This is a genomic window from Candidatus Tumulicola sp., assembly GCA_036490475.1.
Lineage (GTDB): Bacteria > Vulcanimicrobiota > Vulcanimicrobiia > Vulcanimicrobiales > Vulcanimicrobiaceae > Tumulicola.
Genome location: DASXDT010000006.1, coordinates 539,129 through 561,692 on the forward strand (window position 1 = coordinate 539,129; position 22,564 = coordinate 561,692).

At 57.6% G+C, this 22,564-nt stretch carries 16 protein-coding genes; 8 read left to right on the forward strand and 8 right to left on the reverse strand.

Annotated features, from left to right (window positions below):
- Positions 1–206 precede the first annotated feature (206 nt).
- Together VGF98_10160 and VGF98_10165 are read left to right on the forward strand one after the other, a co-directional pair.
- Positions 207–641 (forward strand): GNAT family N-acetyltransferase, encoded by a 435-nt coding sequence (locus VGF98_10160; protein ID HEY1681989.1) that lies wholly within the window; start codon positions 207–209, stop codon positions 639–641.
- A gap of 49 nt (positions 642–690) precedes the next feature.
- Positions 691–1,839, forward strand: a complete 1,149-nt coding sequence (locus VGF98_10165) for an alpha/beta hydrolase (GenBank protein HEY1681990.1) — start codon at positions 691–693, stop codon at positions 1,837–1,839.
- Positions 1,840–1,847: 8 nt separating this feature from the next.
- Here VGF98_10165 and VGF98_10170 read toward each other — a convergent pair whose 3' ends face one another.
- Positions 1,848–3,350: a hypothetical protein gene (locus tag VGF98_10170; GenBank protein ID HEY1681991.1), complete on the reverse strand. Its 1,503-nt coding sequence runs from the start codon at positions 3,348–3,350 to the stop codon at positions 1,848–1,850.
- A gap of 249 nt (positions 3,351–3,599) precedes the next feature.
- On the opposite strand from VGF98_10170, the gene VGF98_10175 reads away from it, so the two are divergent.
- The 3 genes from VGF98_10175 to VGF98_10185 all read left to right on the forward strand — a co-directional run bounded on the left by VGF98_10175 (position 3,600) and on the right by VGF98_10185 (position 6,994).
- Entirely contained in the window at positions 3,600–5,114 is a 1,515-nt protein-coding gene (locus VGF98_10175) for an arylsulfatase (protein HEY1681992.1), read from the forward strand.
- A gap of 19 nt (positions 5,115–5,133) precedes the next feature.
- On the forward strand, positions 5,134–6,357 hold the full coding sequence (locus VGF98_10180) for a class I SAM-dependent methyltransferase (GenBank protein ID HEY1681993.1): 1,224 nt from the start codon (positions 5,134–5,136) through the stop codon (positions 6,355–6,357).
- A gap of 118 nt (positions 6,358–6,475) precedes the next feature.
- Positions 6,476–6,994, forward strand: a complete 519-nt coding sequence (locus tag VGF98_10185; protein ID HEY1681994.1) for a hypothetical protein — start codon at positions 6,476–6,478, stop codon at positions 6,992–6,994.
- 118 nt (positions 6,995–7,112) lie between these two features.
- Here VGF98_10185 and VGF98_10190 read toward each other — a convergent pair whose 3' ends face one another.
- Positions 7,113–7,589 carry a cupin domain-containing protein gene (locus VGF98_10190; protein HEY1681995.1) on the reverse strand — a complete coding sequence of 159 codons (477 nt, stop codon included), beginning with the start codon at positions 7,587–7,589 and terminating at the stop codon, positions 7,113–7,115.
- Between the two features lie 262 nt (positions 7,590–7,851).
- Here VGF98_10190 and VGF98_10195 point away from each other — a divergent pair, with 262 nt between their 5' ends.
- A complete protein-coding gene (locus VGF98_10195) occupies positions 7,852–8,361 on the forward strand; it encodes a GAF domain-containing protein (protein ID HEY1681996.1) in 510 nt (169 codons plus the stop codon).
- 348 nt (positions 8,362–8,709) lie between these two features.
- Here the strand turns inward: VGF98_10195 and VGF98_10200 are convergent, their stop codons facing one another.
- Entirely contained in the window at positions 8,710–9,300 is a 591-nt protein-coding gene (locus tag VGF98_10200) for a TetR/AcrR family transcriptional regulator (protein ID HEY1681997.1), read from the reverse strand.
- 138 nt (positions 9,301–9,438) lie between these two features.
- On the opposite strand from VGF98_10200, the gene VGF98_10205 reads away from it, so the two are divergent.
- Entirely contained in the window at positions 9,439–9,996 is a 558-nt protein-coding gene (locus VGF98_10205) for a YceI family protein (protein ID HEY1681998.1), read from the forward strand.
- 116 nt (positions 9,997–10,112) lie between these two features.
- Positions 10,113–10,868, forward strand: a complete 756-nt coding sequence (locus VGF98_10210; GenBank protein ID HEY1681999.1) for a hypothetical protein — start codon at positions 10,113–10,115, stop codon at positions 10,866–10,868.
- A gap of 74 nt (positions 10,869–10,942) precedes the next feature.
- Here VGF98_10210 and VGF98_10215 read toward each other — a convergent pair whose 3' ends face one another.
- From VGF98_10215 to VGF98_10235, 5 genes are all read right to left on the reverse strand, one after another.
- Positions 10,943–14,035: a multicopper oxidase domain-containing protein gene (locus VGF98_10215; protein HEY1682000.1), complete on the reverse strand. Its 3,093-nt coding sequence runs from the start codon at positions 14,033–14,035 to the stop codon at positions 10,943–10,945.
- A 1,000-nt stretch (positions 14,036–15,035) separates the two neighbouring features.
- Entirely contained in the window at positions 15,036–17,414 is a 2,379-nt protein-coding gene (locus tag VGF98_10220) for a lanthionine synthetase LanC family protein (protein HEY1682001.1), read from the reverse strand.
- Between the two features lie 838 nt (positions 17,415–18,252).
- Positions 18,253–19,326 carry a hypothetical protein gene (locus tag VGF98_10225; protein HEY1682002.1) on the reverse strand — a complete coding sequence of 358 codons (1,074 nt, stop codon included), beginning with the start codon at positions 19,324–19,326 and terminating at the stop codon, positions 18,253–18,255.
- Positions 19,327–19,449: 123 nt separating this feature from the next.
- Positions 19,450–20,397: a hypothetical protein gene (locus VGF98_10230; protein HEY1682003.1), complete on the reverse strand. Its 948-nt coding sequence runs from the start codon at positions 20,395–20,397 to the stop codon at positions 19,450–19,452.
- A gap of 709 nt (positions 20,398–21,106) precedes the next feature.
- The gene (locus tag VGF98_10235) at positions 21,107–22,468 is read right to left on the reverse strand and encodes a hypothetical protein (GenBank protein HEY1682004.1); all 1,362 of its coding nucleotides are present in this window, start codon (positions 22,466–22,468) and stop codon (positions 21,107–21,109) included.
- Positions 22,469–22,564: the final 96 nt, after the last annotated feature.

A 22,564-nucleotide genomic window follows, 5' to 3' on the forward strand; every position in this document is an offset into this window, starting at 1 on the left:
CCTCAGGACTGCGCGGTATAACTTGCCACACAGTCCTGTTTGTCCCGCGCGCCGGACACTAAAACGGCAGCTATACTTGCAAACATGAAGGTTTGCTTTCGTTTTTGAGCCCGCATCTATGGTCAACGCTTTCGACCGGACGATAGGTCCTCTGCGCGCAAGGGTGCCAATTTTGGCGCGCGAGATATAGCTTAAAGGATTGTTCCATGCGCATTGAGCTTCGTGCTGCCACGGAAGAAGATCGAGCCTTCGTCGAGGAATTGTATTTCAGTACGCAGCGCTGGATTATCGAAAAGTTGTTCGGCTGGCGAGGCGACGCCGTGGAGAAGGCCAAGTTCGCCTCATTTTACGACCAGCGGAACACACAAATTATTCTTGATGAAGATCGAGCTATGGGCTGGTGGACAGTGGTTCGCGATGATGATTTTGTAGAGCTAGGGCAGATTTGTCTAACACCGGAACATCAACGGCGCGGGATCGGAACGCTTCTGATAAGCCAGCTGATCGAGGAGGCGAAAGAGCAGCGGAAAACCGCTTCGGTGAGCACCGCTAAAATAAATCCAGCGCTTTCTCTTTATAAGCGATTGGGCTTCGTCCCGGTTAGCGAAACGGATTTCAAAATCTACCTCGAACGTCGCTAACGTCACAAATCGGCCCGGTCGACGTATCTGGAGCCTAGGAGGTCATTTCATGCGTTACCTTACCGCGCTACTCGCTTTCGTTCTTCTTGCGGCGTCTGCGCCATCGGCCAATCTCAGCGGCACGTGGCAAGGGACGATGACCGTCCCCGGCATCGGAAAGCTTCCTCGGGTGATGCGTATCACCAAGACCGCAGGCGTGTACGACGTCAAGATTTACAGCGCCACGGAGAGCGAAGTACCGATCGCGACGCGCGACGTCAAGGTAAGCGGGTCGACGATCACCATGACGTTCGCCATGAATAGCGACCCGTGGCTTGACTACCACCGCACCTTCACGGCGGCGCTATCCAGCGACGGCAAATTGCTCCGTGGCACGTGGGGAGTACCCGGTGTGATCAACCTGCCGATGGTATACCATCGAACGCCGCCCGTAACGTTGCACATGTTGCAACCGAAGCGCGACCTCTACATTGAGGTCGCGGACGGCGTCAAAGACGAGGTCCTCGACTGGGGCGGCACGGGCCGGCCCATGGTACTATTGGCCGGTCAAGGAGTTACGGCCCGCGGTTGGCGGGCGATTATCCCCGACCTCGTTCCGAAATATCATGTGTATTCGATCACGCGTCGCGGTTATGGCAATTCGAGTAAACCGCCGGCAACTGCCGAAAATTACAGCGCCGAACGGCTCGGAAAAGACGTTCTCGCCATCCTCGACGCGTTACACGTTAGGAAACCGATCATCGTCGCTCATTCGCTCGGCGGCGAAGAGCTCAGTTACATCGGAACGTACGCTCCGCAGAAAGCATCGGCGCTGATCTATCTCGATGCGGCGTATTCCGAGGCATATAATGGGGGCGTTCCCACACCGGCGCCGCCCACTCCGGCACCCGGTCTGCCGACGGAGCAGCCGATCGATACGACGATCGATAACAACCCCGGAAATTTCACGGCGCCGATCGAACTGCCGATCCTTGCGATTTTTGCCAATCCGCATAACGATAAGCCCGGCCCCGGACAGTCAGCGGAGTTGATAGCGGCGGTGAATGACTTTACGACAAAGCAGATCGAGGCGTTCAGAAAAGGTCAGCCTAACGCGAAAGTCGTCGTCATACCCAACGCTAACCACTTCGTGTACATGTCGAATAAAGCGGAAGTGCTTCGCGACATCGATAGCTTCGTCGAGACGCTGCCAAAGTAGCAGACCGCCTATTTCGTACGAACCGCCATCATGCTCCACGCCGGCAACGTTACGGTAAAACTCCCCTTCCAAGCCGGAAGCGATGCAGTCGTGGGGCTTTTCCAAACGTTACTTTTCGACGCGTCGTAGAGCGTCTTATCGTAGACGATGGTGGTTCCACCGGAACCGCTGCTTACGCCGGAGATGGTAATCGGAACGCTAACCGACGAGTCCTTATCGAGGTTGAACAACAGCAAAGCGTAGCCCCCGTCGTAGGTCGAGGCGAACGCGCGTACGTTGGGAGCGGACTTGACCGAAACGCCGAGCATGTGCTCGCCGTCGCGAATAAAATTGGACGCGACTTCATACGCGCTGCCGGTCGGCAGCACCGTCCCGCGCGGGACGTCGGTCTTCGAACAAGCGTCGTAGACGGTGCCGTCAGAAAAGATCATATATCCGCCGAAGTCTTGCCACCCATACACGGATGACTTAAAGTCGCCGCCCGCACTCTTCGAGAGGCAGTTTCCGTAGCCGAGCCACCAAGTCGATCGCGCGACGCCATTTTGCAGCATTTGCCCTATGAGCTGTCCGGCGAATAAAGCTTGAGTGATCGACATCGTCTGCTTCCCAGGCGTGCCATACGTCGAACCGAGCTCCCCGACGTAGATCGGGGTCGATGCGCGACCCGCGGCCTTCAGCTCTTTTTTGAGCGATTGCAGATACTGATCGAGCTTAACTGGAGCTTGCTCGACCAAGAACTGGTCGTTCGACTTCGTTCCCTCCGGATAAAAATGCAATTCGACGCAATCGTACTTTGCTTTTGCTAACACGGTCGAATCCCAGCCACGCGTATCGGGATCGACGTCGACGCAAACGTTGATCGGCGTCGACGACGCTTTCTTCATCTGCGGATAGAAATCGTCGGCCACGTTCTGCGCGTATTGTGACGGATCGTGCGGGTGACTGTGCAGGTCGGTTTCCCACGAACCGAACTGCTCGTTGCCGACCGTCCACCACTTGATGGCGAGTTTTTTGTCGTTGTTAGCGTATTTCACCCAGCCTGCGGCTTCGCTTGGATCCGCACCGGCGGTGCACGCCGGATTCGAACCATAGTTAACGGTGATTGCAACGTCGAGCTTCGCCGGACCGACGATGTCGTTCAGAAGGCTGTCGAACGTCGTATTTGGATTGATGTACCCATTCTTATCGCACGGATGTTTCCCGAGCGAGTTCGTTTGCCAGTGATACTGGTCGGACTCCGATCCGCCCGGCCAGCGCGTCGCGGTCATGCCGGCTGTGCGAAACGCGGTTGCCATGTTGGGTTGCGTGAGATCGTACCAGGTTCCCATGTTGGCCCCGAGTACGAGCGTCGAAACGACGGGTCCGCGCTGAGACGGATCGACGGTGATTGAGGCGCCCGTCGCGGCGCGCGCGGCGCCCTCGAATACGGGCAAGGCTGCCGGTGGAGCGGCTGCATTACAGGCGCTGACTGCAAACACCAACAGCGCGCAGACAATTCGTACTGGCGACATGCTTTCTTATACTACCGGTCTGACGTAGTGTCAACGCGACCCGGCGCCGTGAGCCGCTGCTCTCCCACCCTTCACGAGCCGCGCTCTTGCTGTGGGATTGCTGTGCTCGGGCGGCCCTTCGAGTACTTAGGCGGTGGGTGCGTTTTTCGGATAGAGGTTCCGCAGACCACCGCGATATAGTTTTACCTGGCCGAAGCTGCGAGGGCTCTGGCGCTTAATTTCGCGATGTTGAAGAAAGGCCCAACGAATATGCCTGGCAAGAAGCCGAACATCCTCATCTTATGGGGCGATGACATCGGTATCTGGAATATCAGTAAATTTAGCAATGGAATGATGGGGTATCGCACGCCGAACATCGATCGCGTTGCGAACGAAGGCGGACTGTTCACGGATTACTACGCGCAGCAGAGCTGCACGGCCGGCCGCGCCTGCTTCATTACCGGACAAAACCCGATCCGCACCGGTCTCACCAAAGTGGGCATGCCGGGCGCGACCATCGGCCTACAGGCCGAAGATCCGACCATCGCGGAATTGCTCAAGCCGCAAGGATACGCTACCGGACAATTCGGTAAGAACCATTTGGGCGATCGCAACGAGTTTTTGCCGACGGTCCACGGCTTCGACGAGTTCTTCGGCAACCTGTATCATCTCAACGCCGAAGAAGAACCGGAGCTGCCGGATTATCCTAAGGATCCGAAATTTAAAGCGATGTTCGGACCGCGTGGTGTGTTGCATTGCAAAGCCACCGACACGGACGATGCGACGGTCGATCCGCGCTGGGGACGCGTTGGTAAGCAAACGGTCCAAGACACCGGTCCGCTGACGAAGAAGCGCATGGAAACGGTCGACGAAGAAATCACGACCCGCGCGCTCGAGTGGATGGAAACGCAGGCTAAGGCCGATAAGCCTTTTTTCTTGTGGTACAACTCGACGGCGATGCATTTCCGCACGCACGTCGCCGATAAGAACCTTGGCAAGAGCGGTCAAGATCCGTACAGCGATCGCATGGTGGTGCACGACGAGCAGATTGGCATGATGCTCGATAAGCTCGATGAGCTCGGCATCGCTGACAATACCATCGTTATGTACTCCACCGACAACGGCCCCGAAAACGATACCTGGCCGGATGGCGCCAATACGCCGTTCCGCGGACAAAAGGATTCGAACTGGGAGGGTGGTTGGCGCGTGCCGTCCTTCATTCGCTGGCCTGGAACGATTAAACCCGGGTCGACCTTCAACGGCATCGTCTCGCACATCGATATGTTCCCGACATTGCTGGCGGCCGCCGGCAATCCGGACGTGACCAAACAGTTGCTCGACGGAGCTACGGTGGATGGCAAGAAGTTCAACGTCCATCTCGACGGATACGATATGACGTCGTATTTCTCCGGAAAAACGCCCACCAGCCCCAGAAACGAGATCATTTACTTCAGCGACGACGGCGAAGTGATCGCGGTACGCGTCGGCGATTGGAAGTTTAATCTGTCGGTGCAGCGTGCCAATCAACTGCAGCAGTGGGCGGAGCCGTTCATCAAGCTGCGCTTACCGCACATCGTGAGTTTGCGGCGCGACCCCTTCGAACGTGCAGACTTCAACTCGAACACGTACTACGATTGGATGGTCGATCACGTGCCGCAGCTGTACATGATGCAGGCAGTCGTAGCCGGAGCGATCGAGGACTTCATCAAGTTCCCGCCGCGCCAGAAACCGGCTTCGTTCAATCTCGACGACGTGTTGAATCAGGTCAAGAGCCCGCACGGTTAACACGGTTAAAGCGTAACCGATGCACGAATCGGCGGCGGAGAGGGTCAGCGAATTTTACGAACGCTATCCCTATCCGCCGCCCAAGGACGACCTTAAAGCGTACCGTCAATCCTGGGACTCGCACCGTCGTCGTGCAGAGTCCCACCTTTTTTGGCCGAGCGAAACGTATCGAGAAGACCGCAGTATACTCGTCGCGGGCTGCGGCACGACGCAGGCCGCACACTATGCCGTGCGCTGGCCGCACGCAACGGTCGTCGGCGTCGACGTTAGCGCCCAGAGCCTCGCCTTCTCGGAAAACCTGAAGCGCACGCACGGGCTCGACAACCTCGAATTGCAGCAACTCCCAATCGATCGCGTCGCCGAGCTGGACCGCGAGTTCGACCATATCGTCTGCACCGGCGTCTTGCATCATCTGGCCGATCCCGATGCCGGCTTGCGCGCGTTACGCGGGGTGCTCGCTCCCAACGGGGCCATCAACCTCATGCTCTACGCGCCGTACGGGCGCGCAGGCGTGTACCTGCTGCAAGACTATTGCCGGCGCATCGGTGTCGGTTCGAGCCAACGCGACGTCGACGAGCTGGCCGCCAGCCTCAAAGCATTACCACCGGATCATCCAATTGCGTCGCTGCTGCGTTCCTCGCCCGATTTTGCCGACAAAGCCGGTCTGGCCGACGCGCTGCTGCACCCGCAGGACCGCGCCTACGATGTTCCCGAGCTAATGGATTTGCTGGATCGGGCCGGCCTTGCATTTGGCCGCTGGTTGCGCCAGGCGCCATACCTCCCATGGTGTGGTGCGCTGGCCTCGACGCCGCACCAGCCTAAGCTCGCAGCACTGCCACCGCAAGAGCAATACGCGGCGATCGAACTCTTTCGCGGAACGATGGCCAGACACACCGCCGTGGCCTATTGCAAGAGCGAAGCGACGCGCAACGACGCCGTCGATTTCGACGGCGACGCCTGGCTCGGCTATACGCCCATCCGACTGCCGGATACGATCGAACTACGCGAGCGCCTACCCGATGGAGCGGCGGCCGTTCTAATCAATCGCAATCACACATTTACGGATTTGTATCTGCCAGTCGACGCGGCCGAGGAGCGTCTGTTAGGCGGCATCGACGGAACGCGAACGATCGCCGAAATATGTGGTGACGCAATCGATCGCGACGCTGCCCGGACGAGCTTTCAGAAATTCTGGCGGTGGGACCAAGTCGTGTTCGATACCTCCTCGCGCTATTTTCCTTAAAGACGCTTCTCTTGGTCTGCAGGAGAGGGAAGCGTAGGCTCGCATTCTATGTACCCCCCTTTTGAAGCGGGGATCGGGCTAGTTTTCTTATGAACTAGCCATTGAAGGGAGCCACACCATGCGTTTAAGCCTACTCTGTGCCAGCGCAGCGCTCGCCTGCGGCTTAGCACTCTCCGCGTGTTCCAGCGGTACCAATTCATCGTCGCCCGTACCGTCATCGGGCGGGCAAGCCCCAGCGATAACTCGGATCAACGGCCACGATTTGGTGACTCGCCCGTTGCCCGGGGTCAAGATGCTAGCCGGCCCATCGTGTCCCAGCGAGTACGTCTTTTGCATCGTAGTGACGCCGGGCAATCTCGGACCCTACGTCTCGACCTCAGCCGGCACCGGCGTGGAACTGTACAATGCCGCGTACATCGAGAGCAAGAAGGGCAAGATCGACAAGAAATTCAGCACCTATTTTTACCCGGATCCCGGCAATCCGACCTCGCAGTACATCGACTTTAAAGGCAAGGGCCCGAAGAAGCCCGGCAACGTCAAATATTCCGACTTCTACTGCATTGGGTTCTCGCCAAGCGACTGCACTGGCAGTAACTATACTTTCATAATTGGGATTTCGTTGGATCCGGCGACGTAGCGCTCCAGTCCAATATCCCAGCATAAAGAGAGGGGGTCGGGCACGTGCCCGGCCCTCTTCGATGCGAGCGGTGCCGCGGAGTTCGAGGGCGGCTCGCAACGTCTACGATTCGAGTTGCTTACGAACGAGTAAAGCGTTCGATTAAGCACTCGTGTTGAGGAAAGGCCCCGATCAACGCCTGTCGCTCGCCCATCTCGAAATCCGCAAAGTCAAATCCTGGCGCGACGTCGGCACCCACGAGTGCGTAGCTTTGGGGATCCCGTGGCTTGGCTGCAAACCAGACACCGGCGGCGATTGCAGCCTGCCAACAATCGTCCATTCCGATAACGACCTCGCGGTGACGCCCGTCACTTTCGATGATCTCTATCGAGATCGGTGAGCCGCGGTAATGGTGCCAGATCTCGTCGGATTTCAAACGATGGAATGCCGAGAACATATCATCCGATAGCAGATAGTAAATGGAGGTAACGGCATCTCGGGCGACCCCGGATGTCGCGATTCCAATACCGCTCCGATACGTTTCGCAGTAGTATCCGCCCTCAGGATGCGGTTTGAGTTTCAGCGCTCTAACGAGGCGCTCTGCTTCTGCGTGCATCTCTTATGAAACGTCTTCTACACCTGAAAAGCCTTGTTTACGCGAGCAAGCCTGCGGCTTCAGTGGGAACGAATGCTCTCAATGACGTGGCGGCCTTGGCTATTGTCGCTCTGCGCGTTGGGATTGCTACTCGTCGTAGCGAACGCGGTTACGGACGTAACGCTCGGCGGTTCGCTCGGGCTTTCCGGCACCTCGACGCCGATTGCGTCTACCGATCGTCTCGTCGTCCAGCCGGGGCAGGCAGCCGCCGAAAGACCTTTTCGTGGATCGCATCTTCTTTCGAAGCCGACGCGAAGACGAAGAAGCGCTTCGCACGTTCGCGCACGAGATACCCTACGTCACGGATCGAGATATTCTCTTGCGTCGCGCAGCCCAAACCCTCGATCGTCACACGGATGCAACGTCGGTGGATATCGTACTTCACTTCGACGATAACGATCCGGCGATCGTGCGTCTGCGAGCACATCCACAAGTGCTCGACCTTCATGGCGTGAAGACGACACTGCGCGGCGATATCGGCTTCCCAATGACCGCGCGCGGTCGCTTACTCGGCGTTATCGTGCTCGGTGCGCGCAGCTCCGGCGAAAGATACGCGCCCGACGAAATCGGCGCAATATCGCAACTCGCGACGAGTCTGGGAGCGGCACTCGATATATTCACGACTCGAGATGGAAAGGACGGCGCCGTCGAGCGCCTCGTCGCGTCGGTCGATGCTTTACGCGAGGAGCTCATCCGCCGTTTCCCCACGGCGGCTAATGAGAATTCGGGCTAGTTAGGATCTTGGGCCGAGTCGAAACTTCGACTCTTTGCAAATCTCATTGATTTGTTCTGAGCTCAAACGGCGGAACGTCTTGTTACAATATAGAAATTCTTCCCCACCTTCGACAGCGTCGTAGCGGGCCTTCGCGCCGGGGTTGAGAGGCGGACGTTGCCGTAGGACGTGATTCTTGAAATTCACTCCGTAGGCTTGGTCCTTTGCGAACAACACGACTTCACTTCGCGCGTTGACGTATCCGCCATAGATCGGCTCGAAGGAGTCTGCGCTATCCGACCCCTTTACGCCATCTATGGCTATCGCTGCGATAGGTGATGCGTTATCTATCATAACAAGCTTAAGACCTCACGCGACCCCAAAAGGTTGCACATTTGAGCGTCCAGGTTCCAGCATTCGTTCCGCGACACCGTCCACGAGGATGTCGACCATGTTCTCGACGATCGGTTCGAACGGCTCGTTCGGCGATTGGTACCGCCAGTCCATGGCCGCGCCGACCAAGGCGGAGGCGATCACCATCGACGCGCAGTGTGGGAATCTCGCTAACAAAAAGTCTCTCAATTGCGCTTCGAGGCTTCGCTGCATCTGCGGTTCGAACTCGCGGTCGATCTTGCACCGCCGGTGCGTGCCGACGAACGCGAATACATTTTTGCCGACACCGAGCAGGAGCACGCGGGCATCGGGAGCGCTCAACGGATCTCTTTGAACCAGATGTTTGGCGACGTCGTCACGGATCATCGAATCGAGAAGGTCGAACTTATCGGTAAAGTGCGCGTAGAACGTCGCCCGGTTCACCGTCGCCTCGGCAGCGATATCTTGCACGCTGATCGATTCGAAGTTCTTGTCGGCCAACAGGGACGCAAGCGCCTCGCGCAAGAGCTTTCGCGTTCGTGTCACGCGGGGGTCGATGCGGGGCCGTTCCAGGGTAGCGGTCGTCATTTTGGGTGTTCTCGTCGGTTAAGCAACATTTCGGTCATTTTGTCGGTTGACTCAGCATTAACAACGACTGTACCATAGCCAACACAAGACTAATATACGACAGGCGTTGCGAAATGGCAACCGCCGAAAGGAGCTCCCGTGAATCCTCAGCTGCAAGAAGAGACGACGTACATCGTCGATCCCGCCCACAGTACGGTCGAGTTTATCGTCCGCCACCTCATGATCGCCAAGGTGCGAGGCCGATTTACGACGTTTACCGGTCAAGTCGAGCTGCCGGCTGTAGGCGATCTTCCTAGCTCCATTTCGGCCACCATTGAGGCGGCGTCGATCGACACGCGCGAAGAACAGCGCGACGGGCATTTGCGCTCGGCGGACTTCTTCGACGCCGAAAAGTTCCCACAGCTTACCTTCAAGAGCACCCGCATTCACGGCGAGCCCGACGATTTCACAATCGACGGGGATCTCACGATTCACGGCGTCACGCACCCCGTGAAATTGAACGGCACGTTCGAAGGCCGCGCTACCGATCCGTGGGGCAATCAACGAATCGGGTACGCCGCGCACGGCAAAATCAGTAGAAAAGATTTCGGCCTCACCTGGAACGCCGCGCTGGAAACGGGCGGCGTCGCCGTCAGCGATGAGGTGCGCCTAGAGTTAAACGTCGAGGTGCTTGAACCGCAGAAAGCCGCCTCCTAACATCTCGTCCGGCATGCCGGGCGGCACGAGTAGCGGCCCGGCAATCGGGGATGTTGCGCTGTATGGATTGCACGCAGCCAGCGGCTTTGTTAGGATTCGGTAGGAACGGAGGACCTATGAAGTATTCACTTCTCGGCGTCTTTATTGCCGGCACGCTTCTTATGGCGTCGCCTGCGCTATCGCTAACGACACCCGGAGCCGCTGGAACCGCGGGAACGGCATTACCCGCGGTGCGCCACCTCGTCTATCGATTCGGTTACAACACCAAGGCAACCAAAGAAGGCACCGGAACCGGCACCACGACGATCGATATCGTCGGGCTCGCCGCCGATGGCGGTATGAACGTTACGGCTACCGACTATTGGTGGAACACGGTGAATCCGCGGCAGACGTCGACCTGCGAAATCTACACCGACGGCGGTGTGACCTGCGCGCAACGCCCCTACGTGCTATCACCGATCCAAGTAACGATTCTATCGCTACTCGGCCGGCACTATTTTAGCGCGTTGTCGGGCGGCACGAATGTGAGTTGGACAAAAAACTTTGCGGTCAAAGCCTCCTTTGCTCCGATCGCGTCGACTGGTTTTGCAGGCCAACTGTACACCTGGAACTGCACGAACGCGTTACAAGCCAAGGGAACGACTCCGAACAACGGTAAGCCGGTCGTCGTTATCCACGGGACCGGCTCGATGAAACAGCAAGGCGGCCGATATATAACCGCCAACCAAAAATCGACGATCCTCTTTGACCCGGGTCTGAAGATTCCGGTATACCTTGCTGAGGAATTCACGTTCGTGCCGCAGCGCACCACGAATCGTTACACGGTCGAACTAAAACTGATCAACTACTCGACGACCCCCAGCAGCTCATAGATTACGACCCGGCGGCGTTCTCTACGGGTGACCAGCAGGATCGGCGGAGCCGAAGTGCGCGAGCGTACTTTCCGTTAGTCTCCGCCGAGGACTGCCGAAGCCGTTCCAGTCCCCGACCAAACGGCGTGCACCGGCGCTAGGGTAAACTGGTGTTCGCTGTGGTTCGGCCACGTCAAACGATACTTTTCGATCTTCTGAGTTTTGCCGTAGCCGCCGCTTGCTAGAAGATCGGCCCCGATCGTCGTCGAGGTTGCTGCGACGTGCACCGACGAACCGGCAAAGGGTCTGAACGAAGCGATCGCGCTAAAGTTCGAAGCCATCTCATGCATCGCGCTGTGCAGGTACATCTTCGGAGCGCCTTGGAGCGTGGTCGTGGTCGAGAGCACTTTTACCATACCGGCTCCGCCAAGTTGACCGACGGCAATTGCTTCGGCGCCGCCATATTGACCCGCGAGCCAACCCGTCGCGACCGAAATCGGTCCGCGATAGCCTTCGCCAAACGGCATGAACGAAGCATCGAGATGCGGCGTGCCGGGATTGTTCGGCCACGCCGGCGCCGCACCGATCGGCGTCATCAACGAGTACGAGAACACGTTGACTCGGCCGCCGCTGTTGGCAGCGGTAACGATGCTGTTGCGTCCGGTAAGGAAGTCGACGAAGCCGGCAGCCAGGTTCACACCTGACGTATCGTCGCCGTATGGTTCGAACGTTGCGAACGTCGCCGGCGCCGTGCCGCCGGCGGGTAGTTCACTGCTAAAAATGCGAACCCGATCTTTGCTCCCGGCACCGGAGCCGACGATGATGTTGTCCGGCGATCGACCATCGATTTGGGTGGATGCAACGCTCACGCCACCGGTCTGCGAAGCGTCGAACGCTTGGAAGCGCGCAAGCTCGGTCGTGAACGGCTTTTCTCCGCTGCCGGGCGCTCCGGAATACGCCACGATTTCGGGTGCGTGCCCCTTACCGGCACCGACGATGAGATCGTACACCCCGTCGCCGTCGACATCACCCATGCTCACGCTCGGCGTGCCGAAGAAATCCGGGAACGGCGTTACGCTTGCGATCAGGCGATCGCCGTTACCATCGAAAACGTTGACGATCGCGGGATGTCCCGGCGAGCCCGGAACTGCCACCGCGTAGTCGGAGACGGCGGGAATGACGTTGACGAGCATCATCAGGCCGTTGTCTTCATGGTTGAGCCGGTGACAATGCAGCACGTACAGTCCTAAGTAGTCGATAAAGTGCGTGCGCATCGACAGGGTGCCCGGCTGAATCACCGATTCTTCGGGCCCCAGCAGTGGAGCCGGGACGTTCGCGTTATCTTCGCCGTGCATTTGCGGTCCGAGCTTGAGGCCGGTCGTGGGATCGTGGTATGCCGTTACTTGAAAATCGTTCACGTGCACGTGAATCGGATGCGCATCGTTATTGTGGTTGATGAAGTCCCATTCTTCCACCGAACCGAGCCGCGCCTGAATCAACGGCACGTTCGGAAACGCATTTCCAAAAAACGCATAAACGAACGCCTTGGGATCTTGCTTGCTGGCGTGGTTGTTGAGAAAGCCGCCGTTGATGAGGATCGTGCGCTTAACATCGGGCGTGATTTTTGACAAGTCGTGGAACGGAGTCGGTGCGTTCAACTCCTGTCCAGGAACGAATGCGGTCGTAACGCCTTGCCCGGCCTCCGGGACGACGTTGAGAAGTGTCTGCGACGGAAACATGAAAAAGCCGTCGGCATAACTGACGGACTCCGGCAGTATACTCAACGAACCCAAATGTCCCGGCGGATTTTTCGTACCGTCGTTGGTGTACAGGATACCGGGCGCTGCGAGCGCGCGCGCGCCGGAACCGAGACCAGGCAACTCCATACGCAGGCCCCCATTGGCCGGCATGGTGACGGCGATGGCATAACGAGAAGCGGGCGGAATCAGTAACTCCGTGCCGTCCATCTCGTGCGGATACTCGACTCGACCGTACGCGATGCCGTCTTGTCCGACGATCGCAATCTTTGGGTGATTGCCGGTGGCGGTTTCGGTGAGCCGCACGTTCATGTACGCGATGTCGCTAACGTTCGCGAGTACCCAAATTTCGGTCTGTCCCGGCTTGACGTTTAACACCGGCTCGAACTGGCCGTTCACCGTGAACTGCGTATCGCGTTCGTAATCCGGCAGTTTGAGGTTCGCTTTCACGACCGGGCCGTCTTTATCGAACGGCGTGAAGCGCTGCAAGTTCGACGGGATAAATTGGAAGCGACCGCGCTTGTTTTCGATCGACAGCGGTCCGGTGTACCATACCGTGGCCCACTGCGTACCCTTTTTCGATTGTAAGAAGTTCACGGGCGCGAGCAGCGGACGATACGTGCCTTTGGCAAGCTGGTCGCCAGTGGGTTTGATCAGCGTGCTGACCCACTGCGGCCAATTGGGGTTAGTCATCTGCGACATGCCGCCTTGACGATCGAAGACGGTGTTATATTGCAAAAGCATCGTACGGATCGGGATATTCTTTTGCGTGACCAGCGGTATATCGCTGTCGGCGCGTCCCACGAGCAGCATTCCAGCCAAGCCGAAGTACGTTTGCATCGCCGTAAGCGTGTGAAGATGACTGTGGTACCAGTACGTGCCCGGCGTCATGTTCTTGGGAATGTCGTACACGTACGTGTTCGACATGCCGGCATCGATGTGCAGCAGCACGTTGTCTGCGTTTCCGCGCGGGCTAACGTGCGCGCCATGAACGTGCAGGTTGAACGGCGCCGACGAAAGCATCGTTGGATACTTCGGCACGGTCTGCCCAACGGGCGTGTATTTCGGATCGTAAAAATCCGGAATGCTAAGATTGCGCTGTTCGTTATTGATGTGGATGATCAACCGCTCGCCGGGCTCGACGTGGAGCGTTGGAGCGGGATACATGTGGCCACCCGACATTTGGCCATCGGACGACGATCCGCGCTGCACGGAATAGTCAAAGAGCAGCATGTTCTTGACCGGCTGGGCAACCGTGTCGAGAGTCGCCGTCGTCTGACGCGGCGTCAGGGTCACTTCGAGGATGCCGTCTTTGCTCGATAAGATTACTGGTTCCGCGAATGCGTGTCCGCCCTTTGCGGAATCGGCGGCAGATCCGGTCGCGAACGCTAACGCAACGAGCAAAACGGAAAAAGCAAAAACCCGCGTCATTGCAATAAGCCCCCTAAGGTGCAGCGCGATATGAGCGGCGAGTTGCATGGAACGTCCGCGCGGTCCTGGCGGATGAACCCTCGGGATTATGGAACGTCGTACGCTAGCGGTTGCCTGCTCTCGTTTTCTACGCCGCGAGACCTACTGCCCTAGAGTCCACCAACAGATTGCGGCGCTTGGACATCGTAGTTTCCGAGATCGCTTCTGAGATCACTCAGCAATCCAGTCGTGTATCGATCCGTATCCGCCGGTCCTCTTGCAAATAAAAGCCATCGTATCTCTCGACTTGGCCATTCGAAGTAACGCCGGAGCGGTGAAATTCGATGGATTTCTATGGGAACCGGCTGGCGCGTAACTCGTAAACTGAACGAAGGTTCCGCAATCGGCAGCGCTAGATATCGGCCAGGCGGCCAATGTAGCTGTAATCGTCCAGCTCTCGGACGTCCCCAAATGGGCGGATGACCCGTGGCCCTGATCGCATCTCTCAGTTTTCCCTGCGACGCTAGATTGAGTGCACCACGGCCGGCGAGAAGACCCGATTGACCGCCCAGTCTCCGCAGCGAAATGCGACGGGTTTTAGCGAGCGCGGCGATTGCATCGTAGGACCCCTGGCGTCCTCGACCGAGCGACTGGTTCGGGCCTAGCCAGAGCTCGCGGAGGTTGACTCGTGTATTCAATAGATCGACAAAGTCTTCACATGACGCGTCGATATCAAAATTTGTCATGCGTACAACTAAGACGCGAACATTCCCGAACTCCCGAATCAACGCGAGACGCGCCTCCAATGCCGAGTATGCTAAGCAACCATCGTATCGGGGATTAACGAAGGTTGCTGGAGCTGGAAACAAGATTATTGCAAGCGCAGCCAGCCCCGTGTCCGTTCCAGCTCGCGACATTTGATGAAAAAGATCGAAATGAGCATCCGACAGCGGATCGAAGGCACCGACGACTGCGACTACGGAAGACCCTATTGGGATAGTCGAATGTCGTTCTGAAATCCTCACGTGCCGTAGTAGTCGCTAGCGCACGTCGTTAGCCACGTTCCCGATAACAACGGCACGGGCTTGTTTTGTGAATAGAGGGCGAGAGCCGTAGCTGGGCCCAGAAAGCCTACCCATAAATCGGGGGTGAGGCGCCTAGGATCTTCGGAAGCCCAAATACTCAAGCCGCCGGTTCGTTGAAGTTGCAAGCGGAGCACGTTTGCCGCGGTTCGGCTTCTGCCCGATGCTCTTTGATACAAGCGCGGATATTTTTCTACCAGACGCCATAGTTCAAGTTCGCCGGCTATCCCGTGACAGTACACAGGGCTTCCAATCGATCTCGTACTCGAGCACAGATCCACACACCAATCGATTGCGCGCTTCAGTTGTTCGTCGTCGCCGAGTGCGGACAGCATACACCAGAGATATCCGGCGACTCCATGGCACCATGACGGCACCATGACGGCAGCATCGCTTTTACCAACTCGATGTCGAAGCGCCGATCCTCCTCGCACGCGACCGAAGCGATACAGGCGGTCGAACGTTTCGATCGCAAGGTCGGTCGCATCGGACTCGCCGGTCGCCTTCCCCCAGATCGACAACGCCAGGGCGATCCCAGCCGATCCGTGCGCCGCACCAGTGAGCGGCGGCTCGTTTGCGTCGCAACTCGGCCAAACGTAGAGCTTATCTTGTAATGAAGCGTTTTCGATCAAGCTCTTCGCGCAAGGCGCGGCACGATCGAGTAGGTTGCGATCGTCGAGAATTTGCGCGAGCAAACAACCGGCCCAAAGGACGCCCGCGCTTCCAGAGAACAAATCGAAGTCCCCTTCGACGGTCAGGCTCTTCGACAAATATTTGTGCGCCGCGGCTATAAAGGCCGGCTTCCGAAATCGCTTACCGGCTACGGCAAGCGCGACTGCAACTCCAGCATTTCCCGTGAAGAACCCGTTCGCGTTTGGTTCGGGTTCCCGGCTTTCGAGATGCTGTGCTCCACGAATGATATCCTCGTCAAAAATGCGAGTGCGGCACGCCTCGTCGATCGTCATGAGACCCAGAAGAATCCCGGCGCTTCCTATGTTTATCCCATGTAGGGGAGCCGCATCTTGGTCAGTTTCACTTTTCCAAACGCACCCGTTACCCATGTCTCGCCGGTAGCGCCGTGTGGCTACACCTGCTTCGACGGCGCTGCGTAGACACCAGCGCGTACGTCGGTCGCGACCCCGCGTCCGTTGAACGCTCGACGGCGTGAGATCCCGTAACCGAATGGCTGCTTCGGCCGCGCTCGGGCGACGTGAAGCGTCGAGTTGCAACAGTTCTCTTACAACTCGGACTGCCTGTGGATACCCGAGTTGTTGCAGGAGTCCCACGATGCGTCCGCCACCGATTGCTAATCCGGCCGGATCAATTTTTAGAAAAACGTGCGCGGCGCAAACTCCCAATGCGTAGACATCCATTGCCGGCGTTCTACGATCGGCGGCTTCGGGTGCGAGATAACCGACCGTTCCTCTCGACTCGCCAACTTTCGAATCGATCGGTACGGACAGCTCAAAATCGACGAGGCGAACGTTCGACTCTCTAGCGATCACGTTAGCCAACTTGACATCGCCGTGAATGAATCCGACCGAGTGGAGTTGAGCAATCCGCAAAGCCAACCACGACAGCGCACGCACTTGTGTTTCAAAGTCTAATTCCAGGTAATGCCGGCCCTCTACGTACTCCGTTACGAGGATTGCGAAATCACGATCGCAAGAATAGTCGACCGGGAGCGGCGCCAACTCGTCGAACGGCTGCAGCTTTTGCAAAACTGCGAATTCTTGTCCCAGTCCTACCGTCTGGAAATTTTCCGACTTACCGACGCCAACGCCTCGGCGTCGTACCTTCAGTAAGACCTCTTTACCATCTGATAGCCGAAGACCCAACAATACGTTGCCCAGAGCTGAGCGGTGAAGCAGCATCAGCGGCAGATACGAATCGCTTCCAATCGACAAGGAGGCCGACATATCCGGAACGGCGGGAACTAAACCGGTGATTGGCGGCGTCGCCCAGTTCGGTTGCCGCCCGTCCACACTGCGAACGTCTTCATTGATTCTGCCGAGCTCGTCGTGTATCGAAGGAACATTTTTGCCGAAGCGGTCGACGACCGTTTCACCCGTAAAACTCCCGTATCGAACAAAAACGGACCCTCCCGGACGAACCGCGAGATCCGAGGGAACGGCTGGGCCGGTGCTGCTTGGCCAGAGATCGTCTAATGCCATCGCCAGGCGCGCCGCGTCGTCATCGCTGCCCGGATAAACGGTAATGATCTTTCCGGTCTGCGTCGCGCCAAACTGGCCCGAATTTACGCAAAAGATTGAATTACGATCTGCTAAAATCTTGAACGTTGCGCGCTGCTCGATCAACCAAGGAACGATCGACGAGTTCAGACCATTGGCGTCGGCTGTCGAAGCGCTGATATGGATCTTCCAACCCTGGCTTGGGAGCGCTCTGCCTTGGCATTCGACTTGATACCAACAAAGATTGCCAGACCGACGCGAATGGACGCGCCACGAGCAGTCGAGACTGTCGAGTAGCGATTGTAATGCGTCCGTATATTCCAGAGCAGGCTCGACTATGCCATGCAGGGGCTGCACGGATGCGACGCTTTAGTTGATTTCCCTTAGGAGATGTGTATAGTCGTGATCACGCATCTCGTAAACCAACAAGTCGTGGTACAGGTTATGTAACAGTCTTCATGAGTTTCAAGAGCCATGTCACTAAGTAGCTCGTTCTGGACATCTTCGCTGATACCGAAAGCTCCAAGAACTGCTCGCGGGTTCGCTTTCAGCTCGTCAGAAAACTTCGAGTGCGATTTAATTTCCTTTTGGATTCGATCCACAGCTTTTCGAACATCGGCCAAGCTCGGGTAGAGAACGCCGTCCACGAGTTTCGTTTCTTTGTGATCGTGATGCATCACTAACTCCTTAAGCAGTAGCGTCGGGGTTTTCGCGACACGCGGCGCGGTTGGGCCCAACCGCGGAATTCTGTTCTTCAGAAATTGGTTCCTGCGCTTATGGATTCCAGAGTCCGCGGATTGAGGATCCTCGCTTGCGACCGTCGCAGCGTGCCACTCGTGACCAAAGGCTAGAAAGTCGCGCTCCGAGCCCGAGCACGGCCGCGCTTCGGGACTGCTCGTCGAGGAGGGTGAGAATTTACGCGGGAGCGCGTTCGCGTTTAGCGCGAGCCGTCGTAGCGTCCGCGCTATTGCGGCGAGCGTTTGTTGTAGGCAACGCCTTCAACGAAGAGATTCGCCGAAAGGCCGTCGTTAAAGCTATAGAGGTAGGTGACGCCGCCGGTCGGGCTGTAGCTGTATATGTCGATTTGGCCGTTGTCGAAGTCGGCGACTGCAAGTTTATTATTGTGCAGACTATTGAGATGGCCGTAGATGGCGGGAGCGATTAGCGGCGTCGAACTCAGCAGCTTGCAGGCCGGCTTGCAGCCTGAATAGACGTCCACTACGCCGGTGCCCGAACTACCGCCGCCCCTGACGTCGATCGTGACGAGGTTGCCCGACGCGTCGATATCGATCCCGCCGGGACCCGAGTTGGTGAATCCGGTCGTCTGAACGCCGCCTCCGCTGCAGCCGGCGAAGTATGTCAAGGTAGCCTGAATCGATGGATTAATGCCATCGGCCCAGCAGTTGCCTTGGTTATCCAGCGCGACGGCGGCGACTCCATCCATGGCCGGGTTCGTAAGATTCTTCTTGCAGCCGGCAGAAACGGTGCAAACCGAGATGCTGCCGGGCGTGCTGCCATTATCGAACGTGTTCGCTACCGCAATCTTCCCAGTCAACGCGTTGGCACTGCTTGCGTCGACCGGCTGCCCGTATGGGTCGCTGATCATCGCCGCCTCGGCTCCACACATGTTCGGACCCTGCCCGATGATAATCGCCCCGGCTGCGCCATCGGGGTCGATCAGGTTGCCCGCGCCGTCAACGGCAACGTTGTTGACGGAGCCGATCGAGAAGGGGACGGTGCAGATGGCGGGATCGTTGGATCGCTGTCCCTTCTTGTAGCCGAGGATGTTCGAGCCGGCGACTTGGCTAACGTAGATGCCGCGCTTGGCCGTGGCTGGCGCGGGCTTGCCGAAAAAGGGCATCGGTCCTCTGGTCCGCATTCCGTGTGGAATCAGGCTGACGCGTGCTGACGACTGCGGGTTTTGAATGCCCGTTGCCGGGCCTACGGGAGCTACCTGCGACACGCCGCTACAAGCGGCAAGGATCGCGCCAACAGCCGTAATGCCGAGTACGCGTTTGGCCGAAGCGGAAAGACGCATGCGTGTGCCCCCTTTGGGTAGTAGTGAGGACTATTCCGTGATTGGCCCTCGCGGTATGTCGTCGAGCCAAATTTTTTTTTGCGCTTCGGCTCGGACCGCGGTCTGCAACTCTTGCGCGTAGCGCTATGGCCCGGTAACAACTCCCCAGCATTGCTTGGAGCAAGCGCTCGCGACAGTGCCGTCGTCTTTGAGCGTCAGCTTTTCCGAACTGTAATGAAACGCATACAGCGCCGTCGGTCCGCCGCTCGTAATCGGGTGAGCCGCTGCAACGAATAGGTGGTTTTGCGGGCGGTCCAACGCGATGTTACGCATAATGTACGAGACCTTATACGTCGCCGCCGCGTTACTGCTGCCTGCAGCGAAAATCTCGATCTGCGCGCGAGAAACGCCAGGCAAGTTGTCCGCAACCACGATGTTGCCGGCTTCGTCGACCGCGATACCCTCGATCACCGAAGCGTTTTGGCTGCCGAACTTGAGATTCAAGTTCTGCGGCGTCGACGAGCCACGCGGTATTTCAAATACCGCCGAACCGCTGGTGCCGACGGCAGCCACGTAGATGTTTCCTCCTCCGCCGATCGCTATTGCGTACGGAGAACTCGGCAACGAAATAGTTTCCTTCGCTTTGTTTTTTCCGCGCGGGAAAACAACAATCGCTTTCTTCGTGATATCGGCGACGTAGATTTGACCGTCGTCGGATAAAACGTCGATCGGATACTTAAGGCCGTCCGAATACGTAAAGCTCGGCGAGGTCGCGCCGCTTTCGTATTCCACGACGTCATCTTCGTTCGCAACCAGAAGTTTGTGTCCGTCTAGGGATACACCGGCCGGCGCAACCAGACCAGACGTGATCGTGCCGGCCGGAGCGTACGGAGCCGCGGCCTCAAAAACATTGACGACGTTCGCCTTCTTATCCGAGACGTACAAGAGCTGGGGTGGCAGGTCAGTTCGCGCGTTTGCGGGAGCTGTCGCCCACAGTTCGTGCGCGAGTGGCGACCCTGCGCCTGAACATGCACTCAGTATCATCGCTGCGGTCGAAAACAGCGCTACAGAAAATCCGCGTCGCTCGCTCATGGCGATTCCTTTCGCCGGAGAAGCATGCTAAACTTTCTACAGGCTGTTCGAACGCGACGCATCGGGACCGATCTGAACGCCGCTTAGAGTAACACCTTGGCCGCGACGAAGAAGATTTGAGGTTCAATCGTTCCGATGAACTCCTTGGGAGCCACTCGCATTTCGTTGCGATTCACCGACCCGTGGAAACCGCGTCACGAGGACTAGGCCATGTGGCGTGTACTATCACGTCGCATCTACGCCCACGTCGTCGAATCGCTTCAGGTTTTGTGGTAGCGCCAACGCTCCCAACGACGAGCCGGCGGTGATGGCCATCACTTTCGATGATCTCTATCGAGATTGGCGAGCCGCGATAATAATACCAGATCTCATCGGATTCAAACGATGGAATGCTGAGAACGTGTCATCGGAAGCAGATAGTAAATCGACGTAACGGCATTTCGCCTGGCTTCGGATGTCGCCACTGCAATATCGCTCCGATACACTTCGCAGTAAAATCCGCCTTCCGGATGAGGTTTGAGTTCAAGCGCCCTAACGAGCCGCTCTGCTTCTTCGTGCATCATTCCCCAGTTTTAAATCATCGCTTCTAGCGCGCCCACCGGCCTCCCGATCCATTCGGCGCCCAACCTAACAAAGAATGGCGTCGTACGATCAGAGTTTTTACAACGCCCGCCGACGTGGCCATGGACGTCGGCGGCGGCGTGTAAGCTTACTTCTCTAGCTCCCACGCATCTTTGAGCGCTTCTACGGTCGGGCGAGCAGTTAACGTGTCGAGAAACTTCTTGCTGCCTGGCGAGATCGCGTTGAGGCCGAACCAGGCGTGGTCGTAGGCGCATCCGGGGAAATGGCCCGTGAACACCCGGTCGCCCACATGCTCGCTCGCATAAGCTGGATTGTTACTATCCGCTTTCCACCACTCGTCGGTCCACTCAAAGTAAAATCCGCCCGACACTACACCGTCCTCGTTGTATCCATCGGAGATGAGCTTGGAGTTATTCGAAACGAGGTCGACCATGCCGTCGATCCCTGGATTGCCTGAGGCCGGCAATTCTGCGGCGTTGCGGTTTACCGGACCACTTGGCTGCGTCGGATTACAGCTGCCCGGGCCGTTAAGATTCTTCGGATACTTGTAGGTGTTTGACCAATCGGGGTGATAGGAGGCCGGCGCACCGTATTCCGTTAGCAGAACGGGCTTCGTCGTTTCCTTACGAATCTGTGTGAACAAACCCGATGGGCCCTGGCCAAATGAGCGGCCACGATACGGGTTGTCGCCCCATACATCGACTTGCGCGTGGTAAAGCTCACCGTAGTGAATAACGAGCAGTATTTTGCCGGTGGGATCGACCGAGTCGTGGTTAGACGTTGCGATGATTTTGTTTGCATTTCCACCGGCCGCGAAGCCGGCCTTTGCGGCCTTCGCGACCTCGTTGAAATTATTCCACCAGTGAGCGTTGGTCCATGACGGCGCATGGAAGATCTCGTTGCTAATGGTCACGCCCATCACGGCGGGATACAATGCGTACTTCTTGTCCATATCATAATACTGCGTGGCCAGGTCTTTTGCAGAGGCGTCGTTGTCCAATGCGCTACCGTCGAAGTAGATGGTGAGGAGCGCATAAATCGGATCGCTTCCATCGCCCCACGCTGCATCGAGGAAGTTGGAAATTGGTCCGGTATCTTTGTCGTACGGCGGCGGCACGACGTTGTAGACCCGGATGGCGTTGGCTTTCATTGCGTGCAACAACGACAGGTCGCGCTCCCAGATTTCCGAGTTGGCGTTACGAAGCGGATCGTTCATGAGCGGCGCGCCCCAAGGGTACGCACCGATGGGCGTCGGTCCATAGTCAACGCCCTTGACGAAGAACTTTTTGGCCGATGCCCCGTTCTTGCTAAGGTAGATAAAGCGTCCTTTTACCGTAAAAGCGGTGAGCGTCGCGTTGGGACGCGCAGCCGCATTCTGCTGCGTCGTTGGTGGCGCACCGGGCTGGCCCTGCGATCCGGCGCACCCCGTGAAAAAAAGAGAAACCGTGCAAACAGCTGTTGCGAAACGGCAAAAATTCGAAGCTTTCATAGTGCTTTTCCTTGCAGCGAGAGGGCGCCTTACATATGGGGAGACGGCGAACCGATTTGGACTAATCATACGCTTAGCCGGCCGTCCTGTAAACAG